The sequence below is a fragment of the Corynebacterium faecium genome, assembly GCF_027257105.1.
Taxonomy (GTDB): Bacteria; Actinomycetota; Actinomycetes; order Mycobacteriales; family Mycobacteriaceae; genus Corynebacterium; species Corynebacterium lehmanniae.
This window is the reverse complement of the sequence record NZ_JAPYJX010000004.1, coordinates 82,133-107,596: the sequence shown is the minus strand read 5'-3', so window position 1 is coordinate 107,596 and position 25,464 is coordinate 82,133. Positions and strand designations below refer to the sequence as shown.

Sequence of the window (25,464 nt, the reverse complement as noted above, 5' to 3'; positions counted from 1 at the left end):
CAAGCCTCGCCAAATTCGGCCCTCAAACCCCCGAATACATACACAAAAAAGGAAACAGCACCCACACAGCGCACAACATGGATGGCCCATGCGGCACCGAGCGCCTTCCGCACACTCCTGCCGCACCCACGGTGAGTAGGCCGGATAGCCCGAACCCGGCGACTACTCCGAAGGGCCCGCCGACGGCCGCGCAAGCTACGCCGAGCGGTGCCGCAAGCTTGATGTCTCCCCCACCAATGCCCCGCCCGACCATCAGGTACCACGCCGGCCACATGAACCCCCACACCAGAGGCGGATAGAACAAGCACGCGCCAGTAGCCGCGACGGCTGGCGGCACTGTCAGCGCGTCCGGCAGCCTGCGCTCGCGGATGTCAAAGGCGCACAGAAGCGCCGTCCACGCAAGAAAGACTCCCCCTGCCGCATAAGCGGCGAATCCCCCGATCCCCATGCAGGCGAGACTAGTGGGACTGCTCCCAGTGGCGCAACAGCGCCTCACGCATCGCCTCGCGCGGAGCGTCAACGCCGGTGAACTGCTCGAACTGGGCGTAGGACTGCCCCGCCAGCATGGACAGCCCGCCCACCACCGGGTAGCCGTTCGAGGCCGCGCGAACGGCCAGCGGCGTCGGCCACGGGTTGTAAATCACGTCGAGCACCGGGGCATGACCAAGCGACTTAGCGTGCTGCTCCAACGCATCCGCGGGGACGGTGGAGGCGACAACGTCAGCCTCCAAGGCGATCGCCTCAAGGTCCGCATCGAAGCTGCAGAAGGACACGTCCATGCCCTGCGCCAGCTCCACGTATTCCGCTGCGCGATCCGAGCGGTTGACCACGGTCACCTGCTCGCAGCCGAGCTCGCGCAGCGCCCACATCACGGCACGGGCGGTACCGCCGGCACCGACCAGGACTGCTCGTTTTACCGGGGCTTCTCCCAGCAGCTCCTGCAGAGCGACCAGGGCTCCTTCGCAGTCGGTGTTGTCGGCGCGCCAGCCGCCGTCGATACGCGTCAGTGTGTTGGCGGAACCGATCTGCTGCGCACGGTCGGTCACCTCATCCGCAAAATCCAGCGCGGCGAACTTGCACGGCATGGTCACCGAGAAGCCGCGGAAAGACTGATCCGCCTCCCCCACGATCCGGGGCAGCTCGCCGGCCTCGCAGAGGATCCGGGTGTACTCCCAGCCGTCCAGGCCCGCCGCCTCATACCCGGCACCATGCAGCACCGGGGATAGCGAGTGCTCGATCGGCGAGCCGAGGACGGCCGCGCGGTGGGTGATCTCCATGAGCTAGCGCTGCGAGTCCAGCACGCCGGAGTCCACCGCACGCTGGGTGTCGTTGAGGTGCTGCTCGAACGTGTCGTTGAAGATCGTCGTGCCGTCCTTGTCCACGGTGACAAAGAACAGCCAGTTGCCTTCGGCCGGGTGCTCCATCGCCTCAATTGCCTCGATCGACGGCGACGCAATCGGGGTCTGCGGCAGACCGTCCATGGCGTAGGTGTTCCACGGGGTGACGCGGCCGCGGTCCTCGTCGGTGGTGGCGACCTCGACGGACGGCAGCCCGTAGTTGACCGTGGAGTCGAACTCCAGGCGCATCGGCTCGTCCAGGCGGTTGAGGATGACGCGCGCAACCTTGTCGAACTCGCCCGCCGGGGCCTCGCGCTCAACCAGCGACGCTGCGGTGAGCAACTCGTACGGGGTCAAGCCGACAGCCTTGGCGCGGCCGACAATGTCGGTGGATTCGTACTGCTTGGCGGAACGGGTGATCAGGTCCGTGAGGATCTCTTCGGCACTCGCGTGCGGGTCGATGATGTACTCGCCCGGAGCGATCAGGCCCTCGAGCCGTTTCGCGTCGCCAGCACGGCCAGCCACCGTCTCGCGCGCCCACTCAGGCACGCCGAGAGCTTCTGGATCCGCCTCTGCGGCGACCTTGTTCAGGTCCTCCAACTTCACGCAGTCCGGCGCCGGCTTCTCGCCGCAGGCGGACTGCTGGATCATGGTGAGGATGCCCAGGCGCTTCTGTCCGCCGAGGATGTTGATGTCCATCAGGGTCGCGCCGCCGTAGACCTGCAGCGGCGTGACACGCTGCTGCGGGTCAAGCAGCGCCTCCACAGCAGAGTCGGCGCTCATCTCGCCCTGCAGGCGGTAGAAACCGGGCTGGATGTTGTCCGCGTTCGGGTTGTTCGCCGCGGCGGTCTGGAACGCGTTGTCGGAGGCGACGATGCCGCGCTCTTCCAGCTCGGGGCCGAGGGCGGAAAGGCTCGCGCCTTCCTTGATCTGCACTACCTGCTCTTCACCGTTGCCCGCGCCCTCGTAGTCGGACACGTTGTTGCCGCGGGCGATGGCAATCCAGGCGATCAAGCCGATGATCAGCAGGAGCGAAGCAACCAGCACCGCGGTGCTCCGTGTGCGCCGCATGGCGGCTTGTCGTGGGGTCACGGTTAATTCTCCTTGAGGTAGTTCTTGCGGCCGTCCAGCCATGATTGCAGAATCTCCACCGCCGCCGCCTGGTCGATCACGGCGCGCGCGTCCTTTTCACGCACGCCTGAAACTCGCAGCGCGTGCGTGGCGGCGACCGTGGTCAGTCGCTCGTCCGCCATTTTCACCGGCACGTCGCTGCGCCGCTTGATGCGGAACGCGATTTCTTTGGCGTGCTTGACGCTCTTGGAGCCGTCGCCGTTGAGGTTCGACGGCAGTCCGACAACGACCTCCACGGCGTCGAGCTCGTCGATAAGCTCAAGCAAACGCTCGATGTCTTCGCCGTCGCGGTCCTTGAACCCGGTGACCCGGCGAACCGTTTCCACCGGGGTGGCCAGCGTCGCGTCCTTGTCGGAGGAGGCCACGCCGATGCGGACGGTGCCCACATCGATGCCGATGCGGCGGCCCTGCCCCGGGTCTTCAACCCCCGGGGTGTCTGGCTGCACCTTCATCCGTGTGTCCTTTCCACCTTCGACGGCTACGTAAACAACAGACCGGTTACCGGCGGGGCGGTTAACTGGCCTTAGTTAAACCTAACCGTTTCCTGTGGAACCGGCGGGGCGCTTCTTCGGCGTGTCACGCATTACAGCGCTGGTTGTCAGGCGAGCGACTCACGCACTGCGCGCAGCGCGTCCTCGATTCCGGCCGGGTTTGCGCCGGTGCCCTGCGCCAAGTCCGGCTTTCCGCCGCCCTTGCCGTCGACGTACTGGCCGATCAGCTTGACCAGGTCGCCGGCCTTCACGCCGGACTGAACGGCCTGCGGCGTCGCGGCTGCGGCCAGCGACACCTTGCCGTCCACCTGGGACAGCAGCACGATCACTGCGTCTTCTGCCTGCAGCTTGCCCCGCAGGTCGTTGGCGATCGTGCGCAGGTCGCCGGTGGTGATGCCTTCGGGCAGCTGCTTTGCGACGACTCGGTGCACGCCGACCGTCTGCGCCTCATCCGCCAGGTTGGCAGTCGAGGCCAGAAGCTGCTGACGGTGCAGGTTCTCAATCTCCTTCTCGGCCGCGCGCAGGCGCTCGGTCAACTGGGCGATCCGGTCCGGCAGCTCCTCGGTCGGTGCCTTCAGCTCCGCAGCCAGGCCGGACGCGAGCGCGGCCTCCTTGGACAGGAACTTGAAGGAGTCCATGCCGGAGTACGCCTCGATGCGGCGGGCGCCGGAGCCGACGGAGGATTCGCCGAGGACGGCCACCGGGCCGATCTGCGAGGCATGCTCGACGTGAGTGCCGCCGCACAGCTCGATGGAGAACGGCCCGCCGATCTCCACCACGCGCACGGTGTCGCCGTAGCTCTCGCCGAACAGCGCCATCGCGCCCATCTCCTTCGCATGGTCCAGAGAGGTCTCAATGGTGTTGACCGCGAAGTCCGCGTCCACCGCCTGGTTGGTGATGGTGGCGATTTCCTCGAGCTGCGCGTCCGTGAGCTGGTCGGTGTAGTTGAAGTCGAAGCGCAGGTAACCCGGCTTGTTCAAGGAACCAGCCTGGACTGCGGTGGGGCCGAGCACCTGGCGGATCGCGGCGTGGATCAGGTGGGTCGCGGAGTGCGCCTGGCGCGCGCCGTGGCGCCACGCCTCGTCCACCTCGGCGGTGACGGTGGAGCCCAGATCGAGCCCGCCGTTTTGCACCGTGGCCTTGTGCAGCCACAGCTTCTTGCCCACTCGCTGCACGTCGTTGACGTTGAGGATGGTGTCGCCCATGAGCAGGCGGCCGCGGTCGGCCATCTGGCCGCCGGACTCCGCGTACATCGGGGTCACATCCAGGATGACCTCGACCTCGTCGCCTTGGGCGACCTCGCCGACCTTCTCGCCGCCGCGCACCAGGCCGATCACCTTCGCGTCGTGGGTGAGCTGGTCGTAGCCCACGAACTCGGTCGGGTTCGCGTCCACCCACTCGCGGTAGAGCGACTCGTCCACGTTGCGGTGCTTCTTCGCCTTGTTGTCGGCCTTGGCGCGCTCGCGCTGCTCCTGCATAGCGGCGTTGAAGGCGTCCATGTCCACGTCCAGGCCAGCCTCGCGGGCCATCTCCACGGTCAGGTCGATCGGGAAACCGTAGGTGTCGTGCAGCTCGAAGGCTTGCGCGCCCGGCAGGACCTTGGCGCCGGATGCGGAGACGGCGGAGGCGGCTTCGTCGAAACGCGAGGTGCCCGCCTCAAGTGTCTTGGAGAACGCCTTCTCCTCGGCTACCGCCACGCGCAGGATGCGCTCGCGGTTGTCGGCGATCTCCGGGAACGACGGGGTCATCGTGTCCATGATGGTGTTCATCAGCGTCTCCATGACCGGGCCGGTCGCGCCCAGCAGGCGCGCGGAGCGGATGATGCGGCGCAGCAGACGGCGCAGGATGTAGCCGCGGCCCTCGTTGGACGGGGTCACGCCGTCGAGGATGATCATCATGCCGGTACGTGCGTGGTCGGCGACGACGCGGAAGCGCACGTCGTCGTCCTTGTTTCCGGCGTCGTACTTCGCGCCGGTCAGCTCCACAGCAGCATCGATGACGGGGCGCAAAAGGTCGGTCTCGTAGACGTTGTCCACGCCCTGCAGGATGCAAGCGACGCGCTCGATGCCCATGCCGGTATCGATGTTCTTCTGCGGCAGCTCACCGATGATATCGAAGTTGCCCTTCTTGTCGCCCTCGCCGCGGATGGACTCCATGAACACGAGGTTCCAGATCTCCATGTAGCGGTTGTCGTCGGCGACCGGGCCGCCCTCGACGCCGTATTCCGGGCCGCGGTCGTAGTAGATCTCCGAGCACGGGCCGCAGGGGCCGGGGATACCCATGGACCAGAAGTTGTCTTCCATGCCCATGCGCTGGATCCGCTCTTCCGGAATGCCGATCTTGTCGCGCCAGATCGAGGCGGCCTCGTCGTCGTCCAAGTAGACGGTCACCCACAGGCGCTCCGGGTCCAGGCCCAGCCCGCCGTCCTCGACAGCGCCGGTGAGCAGGGTCCAGGCGTGCGTGATCGCGCCTTCCTTGAAGTACTGGCCGAAGGAGAAGTTGCCGGCCATCTGGAAAAACGTGTTGTGGCGGGTGGTGATGCCCACTTCCTCGATGTCCAGGGTGCGCACGCACTTCTGGATGGATGTGGCGGTGCCGTTTGCGAAATCCGGAGTCTGGTCGCCCAAAAAGTACGGCTTGAACGGCACCATGCCGGCGTTGACGAACAGCAGCGTCGGATCGTCCAGAATCAGCGGAGCGCTGGGCACCGGGGTGTGTCCCGCCTCGACGAAGTGGTTGGTGAACCGCTCTCGGATCTCATGGGTCTGCACGCGTGATTGTCCTTTCAGCAGCGCCGGTTTTTATCCGCGCTTACTCTACCCCGCGCCTCGACGCCGCCAGGTGTCACCGCCCGCGGACGAGGTCCCTCAGCCGCCCGATGTAGTCCTTGATGCGCCGCTCCGCCCCGTGGTCGGTGGGTTCGTAGTACACGGCGTCTTCGAGGCCGTCGGGCATGTACTGCTGCTTCACGACGCCCAAAGGATCATCATGCGGATAGACATAGCCCACCGCATTGCCCATGGCCTTCGCCCCTTCGTAGTGCCCGTCACGCAGGTGCGCCGGCACCGGCGGGGCGTGTCCCGCGCGCACGTCCGCCAAGGCCCGGTCGATCGACTGGATCACCGAGGGCGACTTCGGCGCCGTGGCCAAATGAATCGTCGCCTGCGCGAGCGCCAGCCTGCCTTCCGGCATGCCGATGAACTGCACTGCGTTCGCCGCCGCGTTGGCGGTCTGCAGCGCGGTCGGGTCCGCCATGCCGATATCTTCGGATGCGTGGATGACAAGGCGCCGGGCGATAAACCGCGGGTCCTCCCCCGCCTCGATCATCCGCGCGAGATAGTGCAGTGCGGCATCCACGTCGGAGCCGCGGATGGATTTGATGAACGCGCTGACGATGTCGTAGTGTTGGTCGCCGTCGCGGTCGTAGCGCACTACCGCACGGTTGACGTTTTCCTTGACAGTGTCGACGGTGATTGTCTCCCCCGGCTGCACCGCTTCGGCCGCGGCCTCCAAGTAGGTCAGCGCGCGGCGTGCATCGCCGCCGGCGAGGAGGACAAGTTGGTCCCGTGCGGCGTCGTCAAGCTTGAATGCGCCGTTGAATCCGCGCTCGTCCGCCATCGCCCGGTCGAGCACCCTGCCCAAGTCCTCCGCATCGAGGGACTCCAGCTTCAGCAGCAGCGAGCGCGACAAAAGCGGCGCAACCACGCTGAAGCTCGGGTTTTCCGTGGTCGCCGCGACAAGCAGCACGGTGCGGTTTTCCACGGCGGCGAGCAGCGCATCCTGCTGCGTCTTGGAAAAACGGTGCACCTCGTCGATGAACAGCACCGTCTTCTCCCCGCGGATCAGATCCCTGCGCGCCTCGTCGATGACGGCACGCACCTCTTTCACGCCAGAAGACAGCGCCGAGAGCGCGACGAAGTTCTGCCCCATCGCAGACGCGATCAGCGAGGCGATCGTGGTCTTGCCGGTCCCCGGCGGGCCGTAGAGGATCACGGAGGCGGCCCCGGAGCCGTCGATAAGCCTGCGCAACGGTTTACCCTCGCTGAGCAGGTGGCGTTGGCCCGCGATCTCGTCGAGGGTCCGCGGCCGCATGCGCGCGGCCAACGGCGCGGACGCCCCCGCCTCAAAAAAGGCGGTGCCGCGGTTGCCGGAATCGCCGCGGCTGTTGTTGCCGCCTGCTGCAGCGAATAGTCCCTCTTGTTCCACGCGCACCTCTCTTAGCGCAAGCGCTCAGCCAGCGTTTGCGCGAACTCGCTTATCGTGCGGTACGCGGGGTCCTTGCCGGTGCCCGCGAACGCGGCGAGGGACTCGAACGTCTCGCGCAAGTCCCGGCGCACCAGCGCCTCATCGGCGGTAAACGGCCCCTGCGAGTGCGGCCGCAGCACATCTCCGGCGTAGTCCGCAGAGTGTTCTTCGGTTTCGGCGCTCGCTTCCAACGGACCCAGGTCGGACACGTCAAGGCCAGCAGCCTCGAAGTCCTCCTTGAGCTTGGCGTCGTGTTCCACCAACTCGGCTGGGCTCACCGGATCCAGCATGGCCACGCTGCTCATCGCCCAGCCGATGAGCCCCGCAGTAATCCGCGCCTGCAACGTATCCGGGTGCTCCACGCTCGGCCAGATGCCGCGCACCTCGCTCACCCACGCGTCGATGAACGCCTCGGTGGCGGCGGCGTTGAACGGCTGCGCCGCAAGAAACACCGGGAAGCGGGCAACCACAAACGCCACATCAAACGTGACGTCCCTATAACCCGCCCACTCGTAATCCAGGAAATGGAACGAGTTGCCGGTCTGGATGATGTTGTCCGGCGTCAAGTCGAACGGCGTGAACGCACGCATCCCGCCGCGCAGTAGCCGGGTACGCACGTTCGTGGCGGCGAACCGGACCTCGCCAGGAATGTCGATTCCAGCCCGCTCCAGGAACTCCACGCCGATACGGATGCGGTGCGGCAACAACCGGTCTCTGAGCAGCTGCAGATTCGCCGCGTTCTTTCTGGAACGCGTCATGCGTTGAAAGAGCACATTGAACGCGTCTTCGTCGTCCGCGGTGCCCGCGTGCATCTTGCCCAGCGCCCGGCCGAGCCGGCGGAGAAGATCAACGTGCGTGTCCGCGTCGACGTCCTGCAACAGGTCTGCAAACGTTCGACCGTCGCCCAAATCCGAGATGATCAGGATGCGCTGCGCAGTGTCGTAGCCCAGCAACACCGGGCCCGGGCGCGCATCTTCACTCAGAGAGGTGGCGAACTGGTAGGCCACAGTCTCGCGCAGAAACGCCGCATCCGCCAGCTCGTCGCCAGTAGCCGGCGAGTGCTTCACCACCACCGAACGGTGCTGGAAAAACGGGTTGTTCACAACACGTGCCCGGAACACGTCCGCAAGCCCTGAGCCGTCGAGCCTTTCGACGTCGACAAGCTGCTGCTCGCCGCCGTAGCGCTTGGTCAGTATGTCGGCGGCTGCGCGGATGATCTCCTGCGTATCGCCCATCGCTGGCCTACTTTTCGTCGCCGGCCCCGGCCTCGCCGCCCTGTGCTTCGGCGTCCTTCTTCGGCTTGAAGTCCACGCCGGTCTCCTTGCGCTGCTCCGCCGGGATCGGCGCCGGAGCATCCGTCAGCGGATCGACGCCGCCGCCCGACTTCGGGAAGGCGATGACGTCGCGGATGGACTCGAAGCCGCCGAGTAGGGACACGATGCGGTCCCAGCCGAAGGCGATGCCGCCGTGCGGCGGGGCGCCGTACTGGAACGCGTCCAGCAGGAAGCCGAACTTCTCGTCCGCTTCCTCGTCGGTGATGCCCATGACCTCGAACACGCGCTTCTGCACGTCGTGCTCGTGGATACGGATTGAACCGCCGCCGATTTCGTTGCCGTTACAGACAATGTCGTAAGCGTATGCGAGCGCCTCGCCCGGGTTCTCCTCGAAGTTGTCCAGGTACTCCGGCTTCGGGGAGGTGAAAGCGTGGTGGACGGCGGTCCACTTGGAGTGGCCGAGAGCGACATCGCCGGAGGCCGTCGCATCCGCGGCCGGCTCGAACAGCGGCGCGTCGACGACCCAGGTGAACGCCCAGTCGCCGTCCTTGATCAGGTCCAGCTTCCGGGCGATCTCGCCGCGGGCTGCACCCAGCAGCGCGCGGGACGCCTTCGTCTCACCTGCCGCGAAGAAGATGCAGTCGCCCGGTTTTGCGCCCACGTGCGCGGCAATGCCGGCCTTCTCCTCTTCGGTGATGTTCTTGGCCACCGGGCCGGTCAGCTCGCCGTCCTCCTGCACAAGGATGTACGCCAGGCCCTTCGCGCCGCGCTGCTTCGCCCACTCCTGCCACGCGTCGAGCTGGCGACGCGGCTGGGAAGCGCCGCCGTCCATGACCACAGCGCCGACGTACTCGGCCTTGAACACGCGGAAGGTGGTGTCCTTGAAAAACTCGGTGCACTCCACCAGCGGGATGTCGAAGCGCAGGTCCGGCTTGTCGGAGCCGTACTTCTCCATCGCTTCCTTGTAGGTCATGCGCGGGATCGGCGTCTGGATGTCGTAGCCGATCAGCTTCCACAGCTCGACCAAGATCTCCTCGGCGAGCTTGATGATGTCGTCCTGGTCCACGAAGCTGGCCTCAACGTCCAGCTGGGTGAACTCCGGCTGGCGGTCCGCACGGAAATCCTCGTCGCGGTAGCAGCGCGCCAGCTGGTAGTAGCGCTCCATGCCCGCCACCATGAGCAGCTGCTTGAACAACTGTGGCGACTGCGGCAGGGCGTACCAGGAGCCCGGCTTCAAACGAGCCGGCACCAAAAAGTCGCGTGCGCCCTCCGGGGTGGAACGGGTCAGCGTCGGCGTTTCAATCTCAGTGAAGTCGTGGCTGTCCAGCACGCGGCGGGCAGCCTGGTTCGCCTTCGCGCGAAGACGAATCGCCCTCGCCTGGCGCTCGCGGCGCAAGTCCAGGTAGCGGTAGCGCAGGCGGGCTTCCTCGCCGACCTCGCTGGAGGAAGCGTCCTCGATCTGGAACGGCAGGGCCGCGGCCTTGTTGAGCACCTTCAAGTCGGTGACGTTGACCTCAATCTCGCCGGAGGCCAAATTCGGGTTGGCGGACCCCTCCGGGCGCGGCTCGACGGTGCCGGTGACCTGGATGACGTACTCGCTGCGCAGGTCGTGCGCAGCCTCGGCCACCTCGGACTCGCGGAAGACCACCTGGGCCAAGCCAGAGCGATCGCGCAGGTCGATAAAGATCACGCCGCCATGGTCGCGACGACGGGCCACCCAGCCGGTGAGCGTCACAGTTTGGCCGTCCAGTTCTTTATTCAGGTTCCCCGCAAGGTGAGTGCGCAGCAAGGTATCCACGTCCTTCCACGTGATGGCAAATCTAACCTGTAAAAGTTTACCCGCCGTCTCGTCGCAGTGCGCCCGGCCCCTCTCGCTGCTGGGGTGACACAGGCGCCAACCGACCCAGATCCCACACGTGCCCTAGTTATTTGGCACAATTCTGACCATGACTTTCAGAGGCGATTACGCACAGGGCCAAGGCGGCAACGTCAATACCAGCTCCGGCGGCGGCCGCGGAGGCGGCGGCTTAGGCAACGGCGCGATGATGTTGCTGCCGCTCCTGCTGCGCGGAGGCGGCGGCGGAACCATCATTTTGGTCCTGCTGGCGCTGCTGTACTTCAGCGGCGCGTTTGACGGCATTCTCGGCGGAGGGGGCGACTCCCAGTCGCAGTCCCAGGGCGAATACTCCCTGGAGCACTGCCAGGAAGCAGGTTCCTCCAACGAGTACGACGACTGCCGGGCAGCCGCAACGATGGGATCGCTAAACGCCATCTGGGCCGACGTGCTGCCCGCCCAGTCCGACACCCAGTTCACCAAACCGGAAATGACCATCTTCAAGGGCAGCGTGAACTCCGGTTGCGGTTACGCCAGCTCGGACACCGGACCGTTCTACTGCCCGCAGGACAAAACCGCCTATCTGGACGTGAGCTTCTTCGACCAGCTGTCGCAGCTCGGCGGCTCTAACGGGCCGCTGGCGCAGGAGTACGCCACCGCGCACGAGTACGGCCACCACATCCAGAACCTTGAGGGCACCCTGGGCCTAAGCGACTACAAGAATCCGGGCCAGGATTCCGCCGCGGTGGCAATCGAGCTGCAGGCCGACTGCTACGCGGGCCTGTGGGCGCACCACGCCTCCAAGGGTGACAACGCCGCTCTGGAGCCGATCACCGACGAGCAGCTGCAGCAGGCTCTGCAGTCCGCGCAGTCCATCGGCGACGACAACATTCAGAAGCGCTCCGGCGGCGAAGTCGATCCGGACGCGTGGACGCATGGCTCGTCGGAGCAGCGCATGCAGGCGTTCAAGTCCGGCTACGAATCCGGCCAGATGTCGTCCTGCGACACGCTCAACCGCGGCGTGTACAAGAGCTAAACCGCCTCTGTTCCGCACCGCTTTCGAAACGGCACGGCGCTACAGTGGCCGGCATGAGCAATGCTGAGCCCAACCGCGCCGTGCCGTTTCTTGCTGCGTTCAACTCCATTGAGGAGTTCTTGCGCAGTGAACTCGATGCCAAACGGTCCGATTCGTTTTCCTGGATGGCCAGGCTGGCGGCGAAGAAGGGAGTCATCACGCTCGAGCAGTCTGAGACGCTGCAGGAGTTCGCGGATCTGCGCAACGCGATCAGCCACGGCGAGTACGACAACCTGCGCCCGATCGCCGAGCCGCTGCCGGAAACTGTCGCTGAGATCGAGCGGATCCGGGATTCCCTGCTCGCCCCGACGCTGGCCTTAGACGTCATTGAGCACCAGCAGGTGGTCACCTTCTCCCCCGACACCGACATCCACGAGCCGTTGGACATCATCGCCTCGCAAGGCCTCGCCCAGTTCCCGGTCTACGACGGTGGCGAGTGCGTCGGTTTGCTCACCACCAACGCGATTGCGCGGTGGCTGGCGGCGGAGCTGCGTGACGACGACACGATTGCGGCAGGCACCGTGGCCGAGGTGCTCGACCACAGCGGCAAATTGGACCAGCCGATTTTTCTGCCGCGCACCGTCACCGCCGCAGCCGCGGTCGAGGCGCTGAGCACACCGCTTGCCTCCGGCGCGGTCCCCCGCCTCGCCATCATCACAGAGCACGGAAAGCCCACTCAGAAGCCGCTGTCGGTGCTGGGCGCGACCGATATTCCGGCCCTCGCCCAGGAAGCGTAAAGCACCGCTTTTCCTGTGGCGCCGCGCACCTTTTTCGTGCTGTAGTATCCCCGGCATGTCTGCAAACTTTGTGAGCGTTGTCGACCTGTTCAGTATTGGTATCGGCCCCTCGTCGTCCCACACTGTGGGCCCGATGCGCGCGGCCCAAGCATTCATTGACAAACTCGACACCTACCCAGCCAAGGTGCTTGTTGAATTGCGCGGCTCCCTGGCAGCCACCGGCGTCGGCCACGGCACCGACCGCGCTGCCCTCTTGGGCCTAGTCGGCTACACCCCCACCACCACGTCTGCCGATATTGCGCCGAAGCCGGGTGAGCCGATTCCCTCCACCGGCACCGTTTCCGGGCCCATCGGCACCGTTGAATACGAGCTCAGGTTTGACCCTGCTCCTGTCGCCGCACATCCGAACTGCCTCATTTTCGACGCGTGGGATGCAGACGGCAACGTGCTCGCAGAGCGCGAGGACTACTACTCCGTCGGCGGCGGGTTTATTCAGGACCGCTGGGAGATGGAAGCGCACCGCGACGAATCCGGCGTCGCCGCGGCGCGCGACATCCCGTCTGTGCCTTACCCCTTCGACACCGCGGCCGAGCTCATGCAGCGTTGCGAGGAGACCGGCCTGACCATCGCAGAGATCATGCGCGCCAACGAGGAGTCCATCCACGGCAGCGAGAAGCTCGACGCTCACCTGGACGCGGTGTGGAACGTGATGCAGGAATGCGTCGCACACGGCTTGAAGACGGATGGCACGCTGCCCGGCGGGTTGAACGTCAAGCGGCGCGCGAACCGCCTCCACCGCCTGCTCACCGCCGAATACGAAGCTTCCACTGCGCGCGGGCTGGACGCAATGGAGTGGGTCAACCTCTACGCGTTGGCTGTCAACGAGGAAAACGCCGCGCACGGCCAGGTTGTCACCGCGCCAACGAACGGCGCGGCCGGCATCATCCCCGCGGTGATGCACTACTGCCGCGACTTCACCGACGATTTCACCGTCGAGCGCGCCCGCGAATTTTTGCTCACTGCCGGCGCGGTCGGCTCGATCATCAAAACCAACGCGTCGATTTCCGGCGCCGAGGTCGGTTGCCAGGGCGAGGTCGGCTCCGCGTCTTCCATGGCTGCCGCAGGCATGTGCGCCGCCCTCGGAGGCACGCCTGCCCAGGTGGAAAACGCCGCCGAGATTGCCCTCGAGCACAACCTGGGGCTGACCTGCGACCCCGTCGGCGGCCTCGTGCAGGTGCCCTGCATCGAGCGCAACGCCATCGGCGGCGTGAAGGCCATCAACGCGGCGCGCCTGGCCAAGCTGGGCGACGGCACCAACATCGTCACCCTCGACGACGTGGTGGAGACCATGGCCGCCACCGGCCGCGACATGATGACGCAGTACAAGGAGACGTCCATGGGCGGCCTGGCGGTGCAGCTAGGCCTGCCGGTGAACATCACCGAATGCTAGTAACTAGGCTCCCGTGACCGCCTGAGTCACCGCCTGAACAGAGAGCTCCACGGACTCCTGCGAGTGTTCCGCGAGGTTCTTCACCGCCACCTCGCCGGCTTCCAGCTCGCGCTCGCCGAGCACGAGCGCGTACCTCGCACCGGCGCGGTCGGCGCCCTTCATCGAGCCCTTGAGTCCGCGCTGCCCGTAGGACATGTCGGCGGACACGCCGGCGGCGCGGAGCTCGTCGATAAGTTTGCTCATCTTCACGCGAGCCTCGTCGCCGATGGCGATGCCGAAGACGTCCACGCGGTGTGCCGCCTCGTCCAACTCCACGCCTTCTGCCTCAAGCGCGAGCACGGCGCGGTCCACGCCGAGGCCGTAGCCGATGCCCGACAGGTCCGGGCCGCCGATCTGGGCCATCAGGCCGTCGTAGCGGCCGCCGCCGCCGATGCCGGACTGCGCGCCCAGGCCGTCGTGGACGAACTCGAAGGTGGTCTTGGTGTAGTAGTCCAGGCCGCGCACCATGCGGGGGTTGATCACGTACGGCACGCCGAAGCTGTCCAACGCAGCGGTGACGGCCTCGAAGTGGGCGCGGCACTCGTCGCAGAGGTGGTCCAGCATCAGCGGCGCGTTTGCGGTCATCTCGCGGACCTCTTCGCGCTTGTCGTCCAGCACGCGCAGCGGGTTGAGCTCTGCGCGTTTGCGGGTCTCCTCATCCAACGGCAGGTCGAAGAGGAACTCCTGCAGCTTCTCCCGGTACGCCGGGCGGCAGTTCCTGTCGCCGAGGCTGGTCAGCTCCAGACGGAACCCGCTTAAGCCGATGGCGCGGTAGCTGCGGTCCGCCAGCGCGATGACCTCAGCGTCCAGCAACGGATCGTCCATGCCGATGGCCTCAACGCCCACCTGCTGCAGCTGGCGGTACCGGCCGGCCTGGGGGCGCTCGTAGCGGAAGAACGGGCCGTAGTAGTTCAGCTTCACCGGCAGGTAGCCGCGGTCCATGTTGTGCTCGATGAAGGAGCGCATCACGCCTGCGGTGCCCTCCGGGCGCAGCGTGACGGAACGGCCGCCGCGGTCCTCGAAGGTGTACATCTCCTTGCTCACCACGTCCGTGGACTCGCCCACGCCGCGGGCAAACAGCGTCGTGTCCTCGAACACCGGCAACTCAATGTGCTGGTAGCCGGCGATGCGCGCCTGGCGGGCGAACTCGTCGCGCACATGGATAAACGCCGCCGATTGCGGCGGCACGTAGTCCGGCACGCCTTTCGGGGCGGAAAGCTTCTGAAACTGGTCGTTCTTGTTCTCGCTCACACCGCGCAAGTCTAGTGCAGGCAACCTCGCCCGGGACGAGTGCCCGATTAGCGGTCGGCGTTGGCCTGGCGCAGGTACGGGTTGGTTGCGCGCTCCTGTGCAACGGTCGTGGCGGGACCGTGGCCGGGCAGCACCTGCAGCTCGTCGTCCAAGTCCCACACCGGCCCGCGGAGGCTCTCCTGCATCTGCGCCGGGTCCGAGTCCGGCAGGTCCGTGCGGCCAATCGATCCGCGGAACAGCACGTCGCCGGAAAAAACCACCTCGTCCGCAACCAGCATCACGCAGCCCGGCGAGTGCCCCGGTGCGTGCACGATCCGCAGGTCCACTCCTGCCACGGTCAGCGTCTGCCCGTCCTCAAGTGGCGTCGGATTGTCGATCGGGGGCATGGCGGAGGCGTCGTAAAGCTGGCGCGCCTGCTCGCTCACCCCCTCGCCGCGCAGCAGCATGAACGCGTCCGCTGGGTGGACAAACGTCTCCACCCCGAACGCGGCGGCGTCGCGGATGTGGTCGATGTGGCCGTGCGTGAGCACCACCGCCTCCACGTTCAGCCCCTGCTCCTGCGCCATCTGGCTCACCGCTTCATGAGCGCCCAACCCCGGATCGATCACAAACGCGCGATCCCCGTTGGCAACGACATAGCAGTTGGTTTGAAAAGGTCCTGCTGCGAAACCGGCGATTCTCATGCTGGCCACTATAACGGTGCTGATAGGCTTTCTAGCCGTTCAAGGGCGGATGCTTATCGACGTCTACTCCGCCCATCCCGACAAATTGGCGAGGTGTAAACCCCAGTGGCATCGAACGAAAAGCGCGGCAAGGAAGCCCTGTCCCACCTGAAGAGCGAGCTGGATTCGCGCGACCGCAAGGAGAAGTCCCGCCCGTGGTCGGTGGCGGCGATCTCCGCGGCCGTCATCGCGCTGATCGGCGGCGGCATCTACTTCGCGGCCAACAACGACAGCGGCGAGGACCTCGCCGCCTCCGAATCCACCGCCGCGTCCGAGGCCACCACCGAGGAGCAGGAGCCGTTCGACTCGTCGAAGTTCGAGCCGATCGCCACCAAGCGCGAGCAGGCGCTGCCGGCGACTGTGAACTGCACTTACAACGAGGCTGACGAGCAGGGCGGCGACGGCGTTGGCACCCCGAAGACCGACGGCGTGTCCACCGAGGGCACCCTCACCGTCGAGCTGGACACCAACCAGGGCCCGATCGGCATGGAGCTGGACCGTGCGGCTTCCCCCTGCACCGTCAACGCCATCGAATACCTCGCTGAGGAGGGCTTCTACAACGACACCGTCTGCCACCGCCTGACCACCGGCGACGGCCTGAAGGTCCTGCAGTGCGGCGACCGCGCCGGCACCGGCGCCGGCGGCCCGGGCTTCCAGTTCGCCAACGAGCTGCCCACCGACCAGGCGCTCGAGGGCATCGACCTGTCTGAGGCGGGCATCCCAGAAGGCGCGTCCGAGGAAGAGATGATGCAGGCCAAGACGATGATGCTGCAGCAGAACAGCCAGCCGCAGCGTTACGACCGCGGCACCATCGCCATGGCGAACGCCGGTGTGGACACCAACGGCTCCCAGTTCTTCCTCAACTACGGCGACTCCGTGCTGCCGCCGCTGTACACCTACTTCGGCCACATCGACGACGAAGGCCTTTCCACCTTGGACAAGATTGCCGAGGCCGGCGTCGAGGGCGGCGAACAGGACGGCGCCCCGGCAGACGAGGTCCGTATCAAGAAGGCGACCGTGAAGTAGCAGCGGGCAGTAACGCTTCAGCCCGTTGAAGCGACGTAGCTCTGGGAATCGCCTCAGAGCTTACTGTCCTAGGTAGCGCTCTACCAGCGCACCCGATAGCATTCCGAGAAGCACACACATTTTTACGAGTGAGGAAAATTCGATGAAGCTTCGCACCAGCCTTGCAGCGGCAGCAACCGCCACCGCGGTCATGGTTTCTGGCGCCGCAGTCGCCGACGCAGCTCCGACGGTCAACGACACCGCAGAGAGCAAGTCCAAGGACTCCGGCGGCAAGGACTCCGACAAGAGGACCATCAAGGACAGCCTGTCCTCCTCGAGTGAAGAGGGCTCCTCTATCGAGGACATGAGCCCGGAGGAGCTGAAGAGCTGGATCGCCGTGGTCACCGCGATCATCGGCATGCTCACCCAGGTGCTGTCCATCGCGTCTAAGTTCGCGCGTTAGAGCCACCGCGTTCTCGCACGGGGCACACTCGCGCCGCTGCGCAAAACACAACCGGCTACCTACTACCGGCTACCAGCGAAAATTTCCGTTGGTAACCGGCTCTAGGTAGCCGGTTCTTTTCGTTCCAGCCCCACGACCGCGCCAACGGCGACGCCGCCGCTCCCCCTCGCGGGAAACGGCGGCGTTGTCGCGTGCAGCCTCTATCAGGTCAGGATCGTGCTCGTCCTACTTGTTGTTGTTCAGCAGCGCGATCGGGCCAAGCACGGAGTCAATCGGGAACGCCAGCGCCAGCGGCAGCACGAGAGCCAGGACAGCGGCGATGATGCCGAGAATGACGCCAATCGGAGCGTCGGAGGAGGAAGAAGCGGAGCTTTGCTCCTCGGTCGGCTTCTGCTCCTCGGTCGGCTTCTCTTCCGGAGCCGGCTTCTGCTCCTCGGTCGGCTTCTGCTCCTCGGTCGGCTTCTCTTCCGGAGCCGGCTTCTGCTCCTCGGTCGGCTTCTCTTCCGGAGCCGGCTTTTCAGCCTCGGCAACAGTTACCGGCAAGGACACCTTGGTGCCTTTGTCGGTGGTGATCTCCAGGGTCTGCTCGCCGGACACGCCCGCCGGGATCTCCAGCTCAATCTTTGCGCGGCCCTGCTCGCCTAAGCCCTTGTCGGCGTCGGTGACCGCGTTGTCGACGTCGGCGGTAGCCGTTGCCTCGCCCACCTTCGCGGTGACGGTCTCAGCCTGCGCCTCGCCCTCGGAGGAGTAGCTCAGGGAGGTCAGCTCGATGGTGTTCTTCTGGCCAGCCTTCAGACCGCCCTCCGGGAGCACCACGCCGACGTCCTTTTGGCCCTCACGGACCTGGGCGTCGCCGGTCTGCAGGTAGTCCACAAATGCCTGCAGATCGTTGTAGCCCACATCGTTGCGGTCGCGGACTTCGTCAGCGTTGATCAGGGCGTCGCCACCGTCGAGCAGGAAGGTCGACGCTGCAACGGTGTAGTCCTTCTCCGGATCCACGGACTCGCCGTTGATCTGGATGTCCAGGATGCGGTTGCCACGCTCAGCGTTCGGGTTGTACGTGTAGGACACGTTGTCGGACAGGCCCATGTCCAGACGCGGGCGACCCGACTTTGCTGCAACCTCCGGGGTCTGCCACTGATTCTCCAACGCTTCCTTGATGGCGGCGCCGGACAGCTTGGCAACAGCGATGTTGTTGCCGAACGGCTGGACGGTGGCGGCCTGTTCGTAGGTCACATCGCCCTTGGTCAGGTCCGCACGAACACCGCCGGCGTTCATCACACCGAAGTCGATCTCGGTGTCGAGGAATGCGGAAAGCGCAGCGACGGCGGACTGCGCCAGCATGTTGTTCGCGGTGGACTCGGTGCCGCGGTTGGAGCCTGGCTTATCCTCCGGATTGGAGCCACGCTTGAAGTCGGCGGCGATGTTGGCGACGACCTTCTGGCCGAGCTCGCTGGCAATCTTGTCTGCCTCTGCAACGATCTTCTCAACCTCGGCATCAGGGGTGATGCCGAGCTCCTCGAGCTGCGACGCCTCGATCTGGCGACCGTCGACCTCGACGAGCTTCTTCTCGGCCTTATCGTAGGTGAAAGCAATATCGGTGACGACCTTGCCGTACTCGTGGGACTGCGCGTACGGAACCTTGCCGTCGCGGTCGAGCTCCAGGCGCTTGATGTGGTCATCGCCACCGAATACGAAATCGACGTACTTCGCGTCGAGCTTCGGTGCGCTGGTGTGGGCCGGATCGTGAATCAGAGCGATGACGAGGTCAGCCTTGCCGGACTCCTTGAGCTTCTTGGCCTCGACGTTGACCTGCTCGGCGGAATCCGTGAACTTCACACCCGCAACGTTGGCCGGGCTGGACTTTTCCGGGGTGAGGTTGGAGGTCGTGCCCACCAGGGCAACCTTCACGCCCTCCTTCTCCACGATGGTGTACGGCTTCACCGGTTGCTCGCCATCAACGAAGATGTTCGCGCCGAGCTGCTTGTCATTGGTGCCCGGAACGATGCGGTCGATCAGGTCCTGGTAGCCCTTATCGAACTCGTGGTTGCCCACAGCGGAGCCGTCGGTGCCGATGGCTTTGATGAAGTCCATCGTGTACTTGTCGTCGGAGATGAAGGAAACGAACGCCGAGCCACCCTGGTTGTCACCGGAGGTGGTGACGATGGTGTTCGGGTTCTGCTCACGCAGGTAGTTCATGATGCCCGCGACATTGGCGGCACCCATCTCGTCGCCGGCCTTCGGGGTGATTTCCTTGACTTCCTTGCCATTCTCGTCGAGGACCGGGTTGCCTGCGGCGTCCTTCACCGTGGTCGTGGACGGGTTGTACTTCAGGCGACCGTGGAAGTCGGTGATGTTGGCAACGTTGATGGTGACCTGGTCAGCCTCAGCTGCTGCAGCGAACGGTGCTGCGGTGAGCACCACAGCGGTCGTGGTGGTTGCGGCGATCAGGGCGCCAGCGCGACGGAAATCAAACACGGGAGACTCCTCGGTGTCGGGGGATGGTATCCTTCCCTTTTATCCCTGATTCCTCCACTCCGCAGCGCAACTTCCCGCCACTCGCCGGTCTGCGCTGGGAAAATAACCTCGCGTCCACCAACATTTCATCTATTGGACACCTTAAGGTCGGCTCAGAGGAGGGCGTGGGCAACCGTTGGACGTCGTTAGGCAGTCACGCGATAGACGTCGAAGACTCCCTCAATGTTGCGGATCTGGTTCATGATGGAACCGAGCTGCTTGATGTCGGAGACCTCGATGGTCAAACGGATCGTGGCGATGCGGTCGTCGCCCGCCTGGGACGACATTGCCAAAATTGGCAGTTTCGCCTCCGAGAGCACCCCGGTGGTCTCGGTGAGCAGGCCGTTGCGGTCCAGCGCCTCCAGCTGGATGGTGGCTCGCGACGCGCTCTTGTGCGAGCGTTGGTTCGCCCACTCGACGTCCACCAGGCGCTCCGGCTCGTCCTTGAGCTTGTTTGCGTTCGTGCAATCCGTCCGGTGCACCGACACTCCCCCGCCGCGGGTGACAAAACCGAAGATGGCGTCGCCGGGCACCGGCTGGCAGCACTTGGCCAGCTTCGCCATCACATCCGGGCTGCCCTCCACCAGAATCGCGGGGCCGTCGCCGCTGGCCTGCGGGCGCACCAGCGCCGACATCGGGGTGCGCGCGGTGAGCGCATCGACGGCATCGTCATCGCCGCCGAACATGTCCATGAGCAGGTGCGCGACGTGCTGGGAGGAAACATTGCCAGCACCGATAGCGGTGTACAGCGCGTCCACGTCCTGGTAGTGCAGCCGCGTGGCCACCTGCCGCATCGACTCGTTGGTGAACAGGCGGTGCATGGGCAGCCCGCCGCGCTGCACTTCTGCGGCGAGCGCGTCGCGGCCTGCCTCAAGCTGTTCTTCGCGGCGCTCCTTGGCAAACCACTGGCGGATCTTCGCTTTTGCGCGCGGGGAGACAACGAAGTCCTGCCAGTCGCGCGACGGGCCCGCGTTCTGGTCCTTGGAGGTGAAAATCTCCACCCGGTCGCCGGACTTGAGCTCGGTTTCCAGCGTGACCAGCTTGCCGTTGACTTTGGCGCCGATGCAGCGGTGGCCGACCTCGGTGTGCACCGCATACGCGAAGTCCACCGGCGTGGACCCCGCAGGCAGGTCCACCACGTCGCCCTTCGGGGTGAAGGCGAAGATCTGCTGGCTGGTCAGGTCGTAGCGCAGAGAATCCAGAAACTCGTTCGGGTCCGCGGCTTCCTTCTGCCAGTCCAGCAGCTGGCGCATCCACGCCATCTGGTCCACCTCGGACTGGTCGCCCTTGTGCGAGCCCTTCGTCTCCTTGTAGCGCCAGTGCGCCGCAACACCGAACTCAGCGTTGTAGTGCATCTCGTGGGTGCGCACCTGCACCTCGAGCGGGCGGCCCGTCTGCGTCATCACAGTCGTGTGCAGCGACTGGTACACACCGAAACGCGGGTTGGAGATGTAGTCCTTGAACCGGCCCGGCATCACGGAGTACAGGGAGTGGACCACGCCGATGGCCGCGTAGCAATCGTTGACGGTGTCCACCAGCACGCGCATGCCCACGAGATCGAAGATCTCGTTGAAGTCGTGGCCCCGCACGGACATCTTCTGGTAGATGGACCAGTAGTGCTTCGGGCGGCCCATCACCTCGGCTGTGATGCCGTTGGATGCGAGCTCGCGCTGCAGCACCTCGGTGATCTCCCGCAGCGCCCTGTCGCGCGACGGCGCATGGTCCGCAACCATGCGAACGATCTCCTCGTACTTCTTCGGCTGCAGGATGGCAAAGGCCAAGTCTTCCAGTTCCCACTTCACGCTGGCCATGCCCAAGCGGTGCGCCAGCGGGGCGATGACGTCAAGTGTTTCCTGCGCCTTTTTCGCCTGTTTCTCCGGCGGCAAAAAGCGCATCGTGCGCATGTTGTGCAGGCGGTCCGCCACCTTGATCACCAGCACGCGCGGATCTTCCGCCATGGCGACGATCATCTTGCGGATCGTCTCCGCCTCGGCCGCCGCACCGAGGGCGACCTTGTCCAGCTTGGTTACGCCGTTGACCAGCTTGGCTACCTCGGGCCCGAAGTCGCGGGTGAGGTCGTCCAACGAGTAATCGGTGTCCTCCACCGTGTCGTGTAAAAGCGCCGCCACCAGCGTGGTGGTGTCCATGCCAATTTCGGCACAGATGGTCGCAACCGCCAGCGGGTGCGTGATGTACGGATCGCCCGACTTGCGGAACACGCCCTCGTGCAGGCGCTCCGCGGTGGAGTAGGCGCGGTCGAGCAGCTCCGCGTCCGCCTTCGGGTGGAACTTGCGGTGAAGCGACAGCAGCGGGTCTAGCACTGGGTTTGTCTTGGAGCGGCTGTTGCCCGTCAACGAGCGCGCTAGCCGGGCAGACATGCTGCGCACGGAGGGGCCTGTCCTCTTCACCGGCTTGTCAGTCATTCCCAGCCTCCGATTCCAGAACTACTCCAGCGACTAAAAAGGTAATCCTACGCCTTCTCGGGGTGCTCTTCGCCGAGGACCACCAGCGGAGCGTCGCCAAGCTTGCTGCGCCCGCCGAGGCCCGCCACCTCAAGAACGACCACATAGCCTGCGACGGTGCCGCCGGCGCGCTCTATCAGGTCGCGGGCGGCGACGAGGGTGCCGCCGGTGGCCAGCACGTCGTCCACAAGCACGATGCTCTTGCCGCTGATGTCCACGCCGTCCGCCGGAATCTCCAGTGCGGCCGAGCTGTATTCGGTGGTGTACTCCTGCGTGATCACCGGCGGCGGCAGCTTGCCCTTCTTGCGGATCGCTAGAATGCCGGTGCCGAGCTCGTACGCCACAGCCGAGCCGAGCAGGAAACCGCGCGCGTCTAAGCCGCCGACGAGATCCGCGCCAAGCTTGCGGCTGGCGGTGGCCATTTCCGCGATGACGATGTTCAGCGCCGCCGGGTCCGCGAGCACCGGTGTGAGGTCTTCGAACAGGACTCCCTCTTCCGGAAAGTCCTGCACCTGGCGGATCTTGTCCTTCAGGGCGTCAGCGGCGGTGGCGTAGCGGTTGCCGTCGATGGGTGTGGGGGCCATTGGTTTGGATTCTCCTGTTACTTCTCGGCCGGGGTTGTCTCTGTGTTCAGCTGCCACCGGTCCATGTTCCAGCCGATGCCGGCAAGACCTGTGTACGGCACCACGTTACGCACTGCACCGTCCACAGCGAAGGTCCGGGGCTGCGCGGCCAACGGAATGGACGGCAGCTGCTTCCACAGATGCCCTTCCTGTGCGCGCAGGGCGCCGAGTTCCTGGGCGCGGTTGTTGGCGGACGGGAACTCCCGCATGGGGTCGGTGGCATGCAAGATCACGTCGGCCGCGCCTTCGGTCCAGGTCTCGTTGCCCCATTCGTCGTACTCCGCCCGAGGCAAGTCCGCAAGCGTTCTACCGCCCTCGGTCACGTCAGTGACCGTGATACCGGCGGGCTCGCAGGTGCGGCGGATGGACTCCACCATGGCGGCGAACCGCGCATCCGGGTAGGGGTAGCCGATGCGAATCTCTGTGCCCGAAAGCGCAGACGCGGCTTCGATGTCCACGTCGAGATTGGGGGCTGCGACGTCGTTGAGGCGCGCCGCCAGTGGGTCAGCGTGCTGCAGCACGTGCAGCGGTGCGACGGGCACGTCAAGGCCGGCGACACCGCTGGATGCCTTAGCGACGGCACGCGGGTCCACGCACTTGGCAAACGCCTGGCGGTTCTCGGGGATCGCCCACATGCCGATCTCCGGGAACGTCAACGCCTCAGTCAGCTCGCCGATCTGGGTGTCAACGCTGAGCCGGTTGCCTTCGGCGTTGACGTTGTGCCATTCCGGGGAGGTCTCGCGCAGATCGCCGATGCGCAGCGCCTCGTCCGCCGCCAGCTCTCCGGAGTCAGCGGACCCGGGCCAGACAACCATTTCTGAAGTCTGCGGCGCGTCGCCGTAGTAGTGCTCGTTGGCGACTAGCGTTACCTCACCGCGCTCTCCTACCTCAGCGATCTTGAAGGGGCCGAAGGACACCTGCAGATCGGGGTCGAACTCGGACAGGCTGAAGCCGTGGCGCCACACATTGGCAATTGGTTTGAGCAGGGAGAAATCGCCAGACTGCAAGTCGTGGTCGAGCTCCTCAACGCTCTTGTCCAGCTTCGCGGCCACGGCGTGGGCTGGCAGCACCGTGCCGGCGTCGAACAATCCGCGCCAGCGTGAGCCCCGCTTCTCCTTGAACGTCAAAGTGAATTCTTTAGTGCCTGGGGTGCACGACAGTGCTTCCGTGTCGTCGAAAAGCGGCATGTGCGATCCGAACATGCCCGGGTAATGCCCGGCTGTAAATGTGAGCAAGTAGTCGGAACAAGTCACCGGCGTGCCGTCGGAAAAGACCGCGGCGTCGGACAAGGTGTAGATCACCTTGCGCTGATCACTCGGCAGCACCTGGGTGGTGACCAAATCCGTGTTCGGGATCATCTGCCCGCTCGGGCCCGGCACGTACACACCCGGGTACAAACGACCAGATAGCACCTCAGCCATGTCGGTGGCGCCCTCGAGCGTGCCGGCGTTGGTGGTGCGCAGTTCACCGAGCACCTGGTAGCCGAACAGCTTTTTCGACTGGTTGTCGTCGTTGTCTGCCGAGCCGCACGCTGCGAGCGAGGCACAACCGATCGCCGCGGCGGCAACCGCGGCTAGTCCCCGTATGAAACGTCCTGCCATGTGCGTGCCGCCGTCTACCGCCCGGGACGCCAGGTTGCGGATCCGGCGGCACCGTCAGTTGCGGCCTCGGTGCGCCGCACTGGCGTGGCCACCTGGCGCTTCTCGTGGGCGAACTCCTCGGTCGTCGCTTCCTCCAACTCGCTGGTTCCGCGGGCGCGGTAGCGCTCCACTGCGGCGTTGTGCTCCTTGTACTTCTTCTTCCGGTTCACCAGGCTCACCAGCAGCGGCGTAGCCAGGAACAGCGAGGAGAAGATGCCCTCGATCACGCCGATGAGCTGGATCAGCGCCAGGTCCTTCAGCGTGCCCACGCCAAGCATCCACACCGCCACGACCATCAGCGCCACGATCGGCAGCGCCGAGATCACGGAGGTGGAGATGGAACGCATCACCGTCTGGTTCACGGCCAGGTTTGCCTCTTCGGCGTAGGTGGAGCGCCGCGAATCAAGCACACCCGAGGTGTTCTCGCGCACCTTGTCAAACACGATGACGGTGTCGTAAAGCGAGAAGGTCAGCACCGTGAGCAGGCCGATGATCATCGCCGGCGTGACTTCAAGGCCGAACAGGGCGTAGAAGCCGGCGATCAGGACACCGTCCACGACGAGCGCGGCCATGGCGGCAGCCGCCATTTCACGCTGCAGGCGGACAGCCACGTACACGGCAGCAGCGACCATGAACACCGCCATCGCCAGCAGCATGCGGTTCGTGATGGTCGAACCCCAAGACTCCGACACCGTGGAGTCGCCGATGGCGTCGGCGCTGGGCTCGCCGGTGTGGTCTTCAACCTGGTACTCGTCGAAGATTGCCTGGCGTGCGGCGTCGATCTGTTCCTGGCTGAGGTGCTCGGAGTTGATCTCCAGGGTGCGTGTGTCGCCGGCGCCCACGATCTGGGTCAGTTCCGGAGTTACGCCAGTGGCGTCGACGAAGGTCTCCTCCACTTGCTCGGCGACGAGGTCGCCGGCCGGCATGGTCATCTTGGTGCCGCCTTCGAAGTCGATGCCCATGTTGAATCCGCGCAGCAGCATTGCCAGCAGCGAAATCACCAAAAGCACGAACGTGATGCCGTACCAGAGCTTGCGGCGTCCCACGAAGTCGATGGCGCCGGAGCCGTCGTAGAGCGTCTCCGCGGAGCGCTTCGCCTTCACGGGGGCGGCGGTGCCCGCCGCGTCATTGGAGGTGTGTGTCGATGTTGCCTTGGTGCTCGACATGT

General features: G+C 65.4%; 20 protein-coding genes. 5 read left to right on the top strand and 15 right to left on the bottom strand.

Annotated features, from left to right (window positions below; all coding sequences use genetic code 11):
* Positions 1-22: 22 nt before the first annotated feature.
* From O5O53_RS05455 to aspS, 8 genes are all read right to left on the bottom strand, one after another.
* Positions 23-448 (bottom strand): prepilin peptidase, encoded by a 426-nt coding sequence (locus O5O53_RS05455; protein WP_269509668.1) that lies wholly within the window; start codon positions 446-448, stop codon positions 23-25.
* Between the two features lie 10 nt (positions 449-458).
* On the bottom strand, positions 459-1,277 hold the full coding sequence (locus O5O53_RS05450) for a shikimate dehydrogenase (RefSeq protein WP_269509665.1): 819 nt from the start codon (positions 1,275-1,277) through the stop codon (positions 459-461).
* Positions 1,278-1,280: 3 nt separating this feature from the next.
* Complete coding sequence (locus O5O53_RS05445) at positions 1,281-2,408, bottom strand: endolytic transglycosylase MltG (protein ID WP_269510035.1); 1,128 nt, start codon at positions 2,406-2,408, stop codon at positions 1,281-1,283.
* Between the two features lie 23 nt (positions 2,409-2,431).
* The gene (gene ruvX, locus O5O53_RS05440; protein ID WP_269509662.1) at positions 2,432-2,920 is read right to left on the bottom strand and encodes a Holliday junction resolvase RuvX; all 489 of its coding nucleotides are present in this window, start codon (positions 2,918-2,920) and stop codon (positions 2,432-2,434) included.
* A 146-nt stretch (positions 2,921-3,066) separates the two neighbouring features.
* The gene (gene alaS / locus O5O53_RS05435) at positions 3,067-5,730 is read right to left on the bottom strand and encodes an alanine--tRNA ligase (RefSeq protein WP_269509659.1); all 2,664 of its coding nucleotides are present in this window, start codon (positions 5,728-5,730) and stop codon (positions 3,067-3,069) included.
* 73 nt (positions 5,731-5,803) lie between these two features.
* Positions 5,804-7,165, bottom strand: a complete 1,362-nt coding sequence (locus tag O5O53_RS05430; RefSeq protein WP_269509656.1) for a replication-associated recombination protein A — start codon at positions 7,163-7,165, stop codon at positions 5,804-5,806.
* An 11-nt stretch (positions 7,166-7,176) separates the two neighbouring features.
* On the bottom strand, positions 7,177-8,439 hold the full coding sequence (locus O5O53_RS05425; RefSeq protein ID WP_269509653.1) for a protein kinase family protein: 1,263 nt from the start codon (positions 8,437-8,439) through the stop codon (positions 7,177-7,179).
* Positions 8,440-8,446: 7 nt separating this feature from the next.
* Positions 8,447-10,267 (bottom strand): aspartate--tRNA ligase, encoded by a 1,821-nt coding sequence (gene aspS / locus O5O53_RS05420; protein ID WP_269509650.1) that lies wholly within the window; start codon positions 10,265-10,267, stop codon positions 8,447-8,449.
* 157 nt (positions 10,268-10,424) lie between these two features.
* Between aspS and ypfJ the strand changes: the two genes are divergently transcribed.
* Genes ypfJ through O5O53_RS05405 form a run of 3 tightly spaced genes read left to right on the top strand, consistent with a single transcriptional unit; the run spans position 10,425 to position 13,574 of the window.
* Complete coding sequence (gene ypfJ, locus O5O53_RS05415; protein WP_181888522.1) at positions 10,425-11,348, top strand: KPN_02809 family neutral zinc metallopeptidase; 924 nt, start codon at positions 10,425-10,427, stop codon at positions 11,346-11,348.
* A 53-nt stretch (positions 11,349-11,401) separates the two neighbouring features.
* Positions 11,402-12,124, top strand: a complete 723-nt coding sequence (locus O5O53_RS05410) for a CBS domain-containing protein (protein ID WP_269509647.1) — start codon at positions 11,402-11,404, stop codon at positions 12,122-12,124.
* 55 nt (positions 12,125-12,179) lie between these two features.
* A complete protein-coding gene (locus O5O53_RS05405) occupies positions 12,180-13,574 on the top strand; it encodes an L-serine ammonia-lyase (protein ID WP_269509644.1) in 1,395 nt (464 codons plus the stop codon).
* A gap of 3 nt (positions 13,575-13,577) precedes the next feature.
* On the opposite strand, the gene hisS is transcribed toward O5O53_RS05405, so the two are convergent.
* Together hisS and O5O53_RS05395 are read right to left on the bottom strand one after the other, a co-directional pair.
* A complete protein-coding gene (hisS, locus tag O5O53_RS05400; protein ID WP_269509641.1) occupies positions 13,578-14,864 on the bottom strand; it encodes a histidine--tRNA ligase in 1,287 nt (428 codons plus the stop codon).
* 47 nt (positions 14,865-14,911) lie between these two features.
* The gene (locus O5O53_RS05395; protein WP_181888526.1) at positions 14,912-15,547 is read right to left on the bottom strand and encodes an MBL fold metallo-hydrolase; all 636 of its coding nucleotides are present in this window, start codon (positions 15,545-15,547) and stop codon (positions 14,912-14,914) included.
* Between the two features lie 105 nt (positions 15,548-15,652).
* Here O5O53_RS05395 and O5O53_RS05390 point away from each other — a divergent pair, with 105 nt between their 5' ends.
* Together O5O53_RS05390 and O5O53_RS05385 are read left to right on the top strand one after the other, a co-directional pair.
* Positions 15,653-16,612, top strand: coding sequence for a peptidylprolyl isomerase (locus O5O53_RS05390; RefSeq protein ID WP_269509639.1), 960 nt, complete (start codon positions 15,653-15,655; stop codon positions 16,610-16,612).
* Between the two features lie 142 nt (positions 16,613-16,754).
* On the top strand, positions 16,755-17,054 hold the full coding sequence (locus O5O53_RS05385; protein WP_070843972.1) for a hypothetical protein: 300 nt from the start codon (positions 16,755-16,757) through the stop codon (positions 17,052-17,054).
* A gap of 225 nt (positions 17,055-17,279) precedes the next feature.
* Here O5O53_RS05385 and O5O53_RS05380 read toward each other — a convergent pair whose 3' ends face one another.
* From O5O53_RS05380 to secF, 5 genes are all read right to left on the bottom strand, one after another.
* Positions 17,280-19,532: a 5'-nucleotidase C-terminal domain-containing protein gene (locus O5O53_RS05380; protein WP_181888528.1), complete on the bottom strand. Its 2,253-nt coding sequence runs from the start codon at positions 19,530-19,532 to the stop codon at positions 17,280-17,282.
* Positions 19,533-19,717: 185 nt separating this feature from the next.
* A complete protein-coding gene (locus O5O53_RS05375; RefSeq protein WP_181888529.1) occupies positions 19,718-21,994 on the bottom strand; it encodes a RelA/SpoT family protein in 2,277 nt (758 codons plus the stop codon).
* Positions 21,995-22,041: 47 nt separating this feature from the next.
* The gene (locus O5O53_RS05370) at positions 22,042-22,617 is read right to left on the bottom strand and encodes an adenine phosphoribosyltransferase (protein ID WP_239355841.1); all 576 of its coding nucleotides are present in this window, start codon (positions 22,615-22,617) and stop codon (positions 22,042-22,044) included.
* Between the two features lie 17 nt (positions 22,618-22,634).
* On the bottom strand, positions 22,635-24,257 hold the full coding sequence (locus O5O53_RS05365) for an ABC transporter substrate-binding protein (RefSeq protein ID WP_269509637.1): 1,623 nt from the start codon (positions 24,255-24,257) through the stop codon (positions 22,635-22,637).
* 14 nt (positions 24,258-24,271) lie between these two features.
* The gene (secF, locus tag O5O53_RS05360; RefSeq protein ID WP_269509635.1) at positions 24,272-25,462 is read right to left on the bottom strand and encodes a protein translocase subunit SecF; all 1,191 of its coding nucleotides are present in this window, start codon (positions 25,460-25,462) and stop codon (positions 24,272-24,274) included.
* Positions 25,463-25,464: the final 2 nt, after the last annotated feature.

Bases quoted from the DNA above. Each gene is read 5' to 3' on its own strand.
- O5O53_RS05410 (WP_269509647.1), top strand. From the start codon at position 11,402: ATGAGCAATGCTGAGCCCAACCGCGCCGTGCCGTTTCTTGCTGCGTTC.
- O5O53_RS05450 (WP_269509665.1), bottom strand. From the start codon at position 1,277: ATGGAGATCACCCACCGCGCGGCCGTCCTCGGCTCGCCGATCGAGCAC.
- O5O53_RS05370 (WP_239355841.1), bottom strand. From the start codon at position 22,617: ATGGCCCCCACACCCATCGACGGCAACCGCTACGCCACCGCCGCTGAC.
- O5O53_RS05395 (WP_181888526.1), bottom strand. From the start codon at position 15,547: ATGAGAATCGCCGGTTTCGCAGCAGGACCTTTTCAAACCAACTGCTAT.
- O5O53_RS05405 (WP_269509644.1), top strand. From the start codon at position 12,180: ATGTCTGCAAACTTTGTGAGCGTTGTCGACCTGTTCAGTATTGGTATC.
- ypfJ (WP_181888522.1), top strand. From the start codon at position 10,425: ATGACTTTCAGAGGCGATTACGCACAGGGCCAAGGCGGCAACGTCAAT.
- ruvX (WP_269509662.1), bottom strand. From the start codon at position 2,920: ATGAAGGTGCAGCCAGACACCCCGGGGGTTGAAGACCCGGGGCAGGGC.
- O5O53_RS05445 (WP_269510035.1), bottom strand. From the start codon at position 2,408: ATGCGGCGCACACGGAGCACCGCGGTGCTGGTTGCTTCGCTCCTGCTG.
- O5O53_RS05375 (WP_181888529.1), bottom strand. From the start codon at position 21,994: ATGACTGACAAGCCGGTGAAGAGGACAGGCCCCTCCGTGCGCAGCATG.
- O5O53_RS05385 (WP_070843972.1), top strand. From the start codon at position 16,755: ATGAAGCTTCGCACCAGCCTTGCAGCGGCAGCAACCGCCACCGCGGTC.
- O5O53_RS05455 (WP_269509668.1), bottom strand. From the start codon at position 448: ATGGGGATCGGGGGATTCGCCGCTTATGCGGCAGGGGGAGTCTTTCTT.
- O5O53_RS05365 (WP_269509637.1), bottom strand. From the start codon at position 24,257: ATGGCAGGACGTTTCATACGGGGACTAGCCGCGGTTGCCGCCGCGGCG.
- O5O53_RS05425 (WP_269509653.1), bottom strand. From the start codon at position 8,439: ATGGGCGATACGCAGGAGATCATCCGCGCAGCCGCCGACATACTGACC.
- secF (WP_269509635.1), bottom strand. From the start codon at position 25,462: ATGTCGAGCACCAAGGCAACATCGACACACACCTCCAATGACGCGGCG.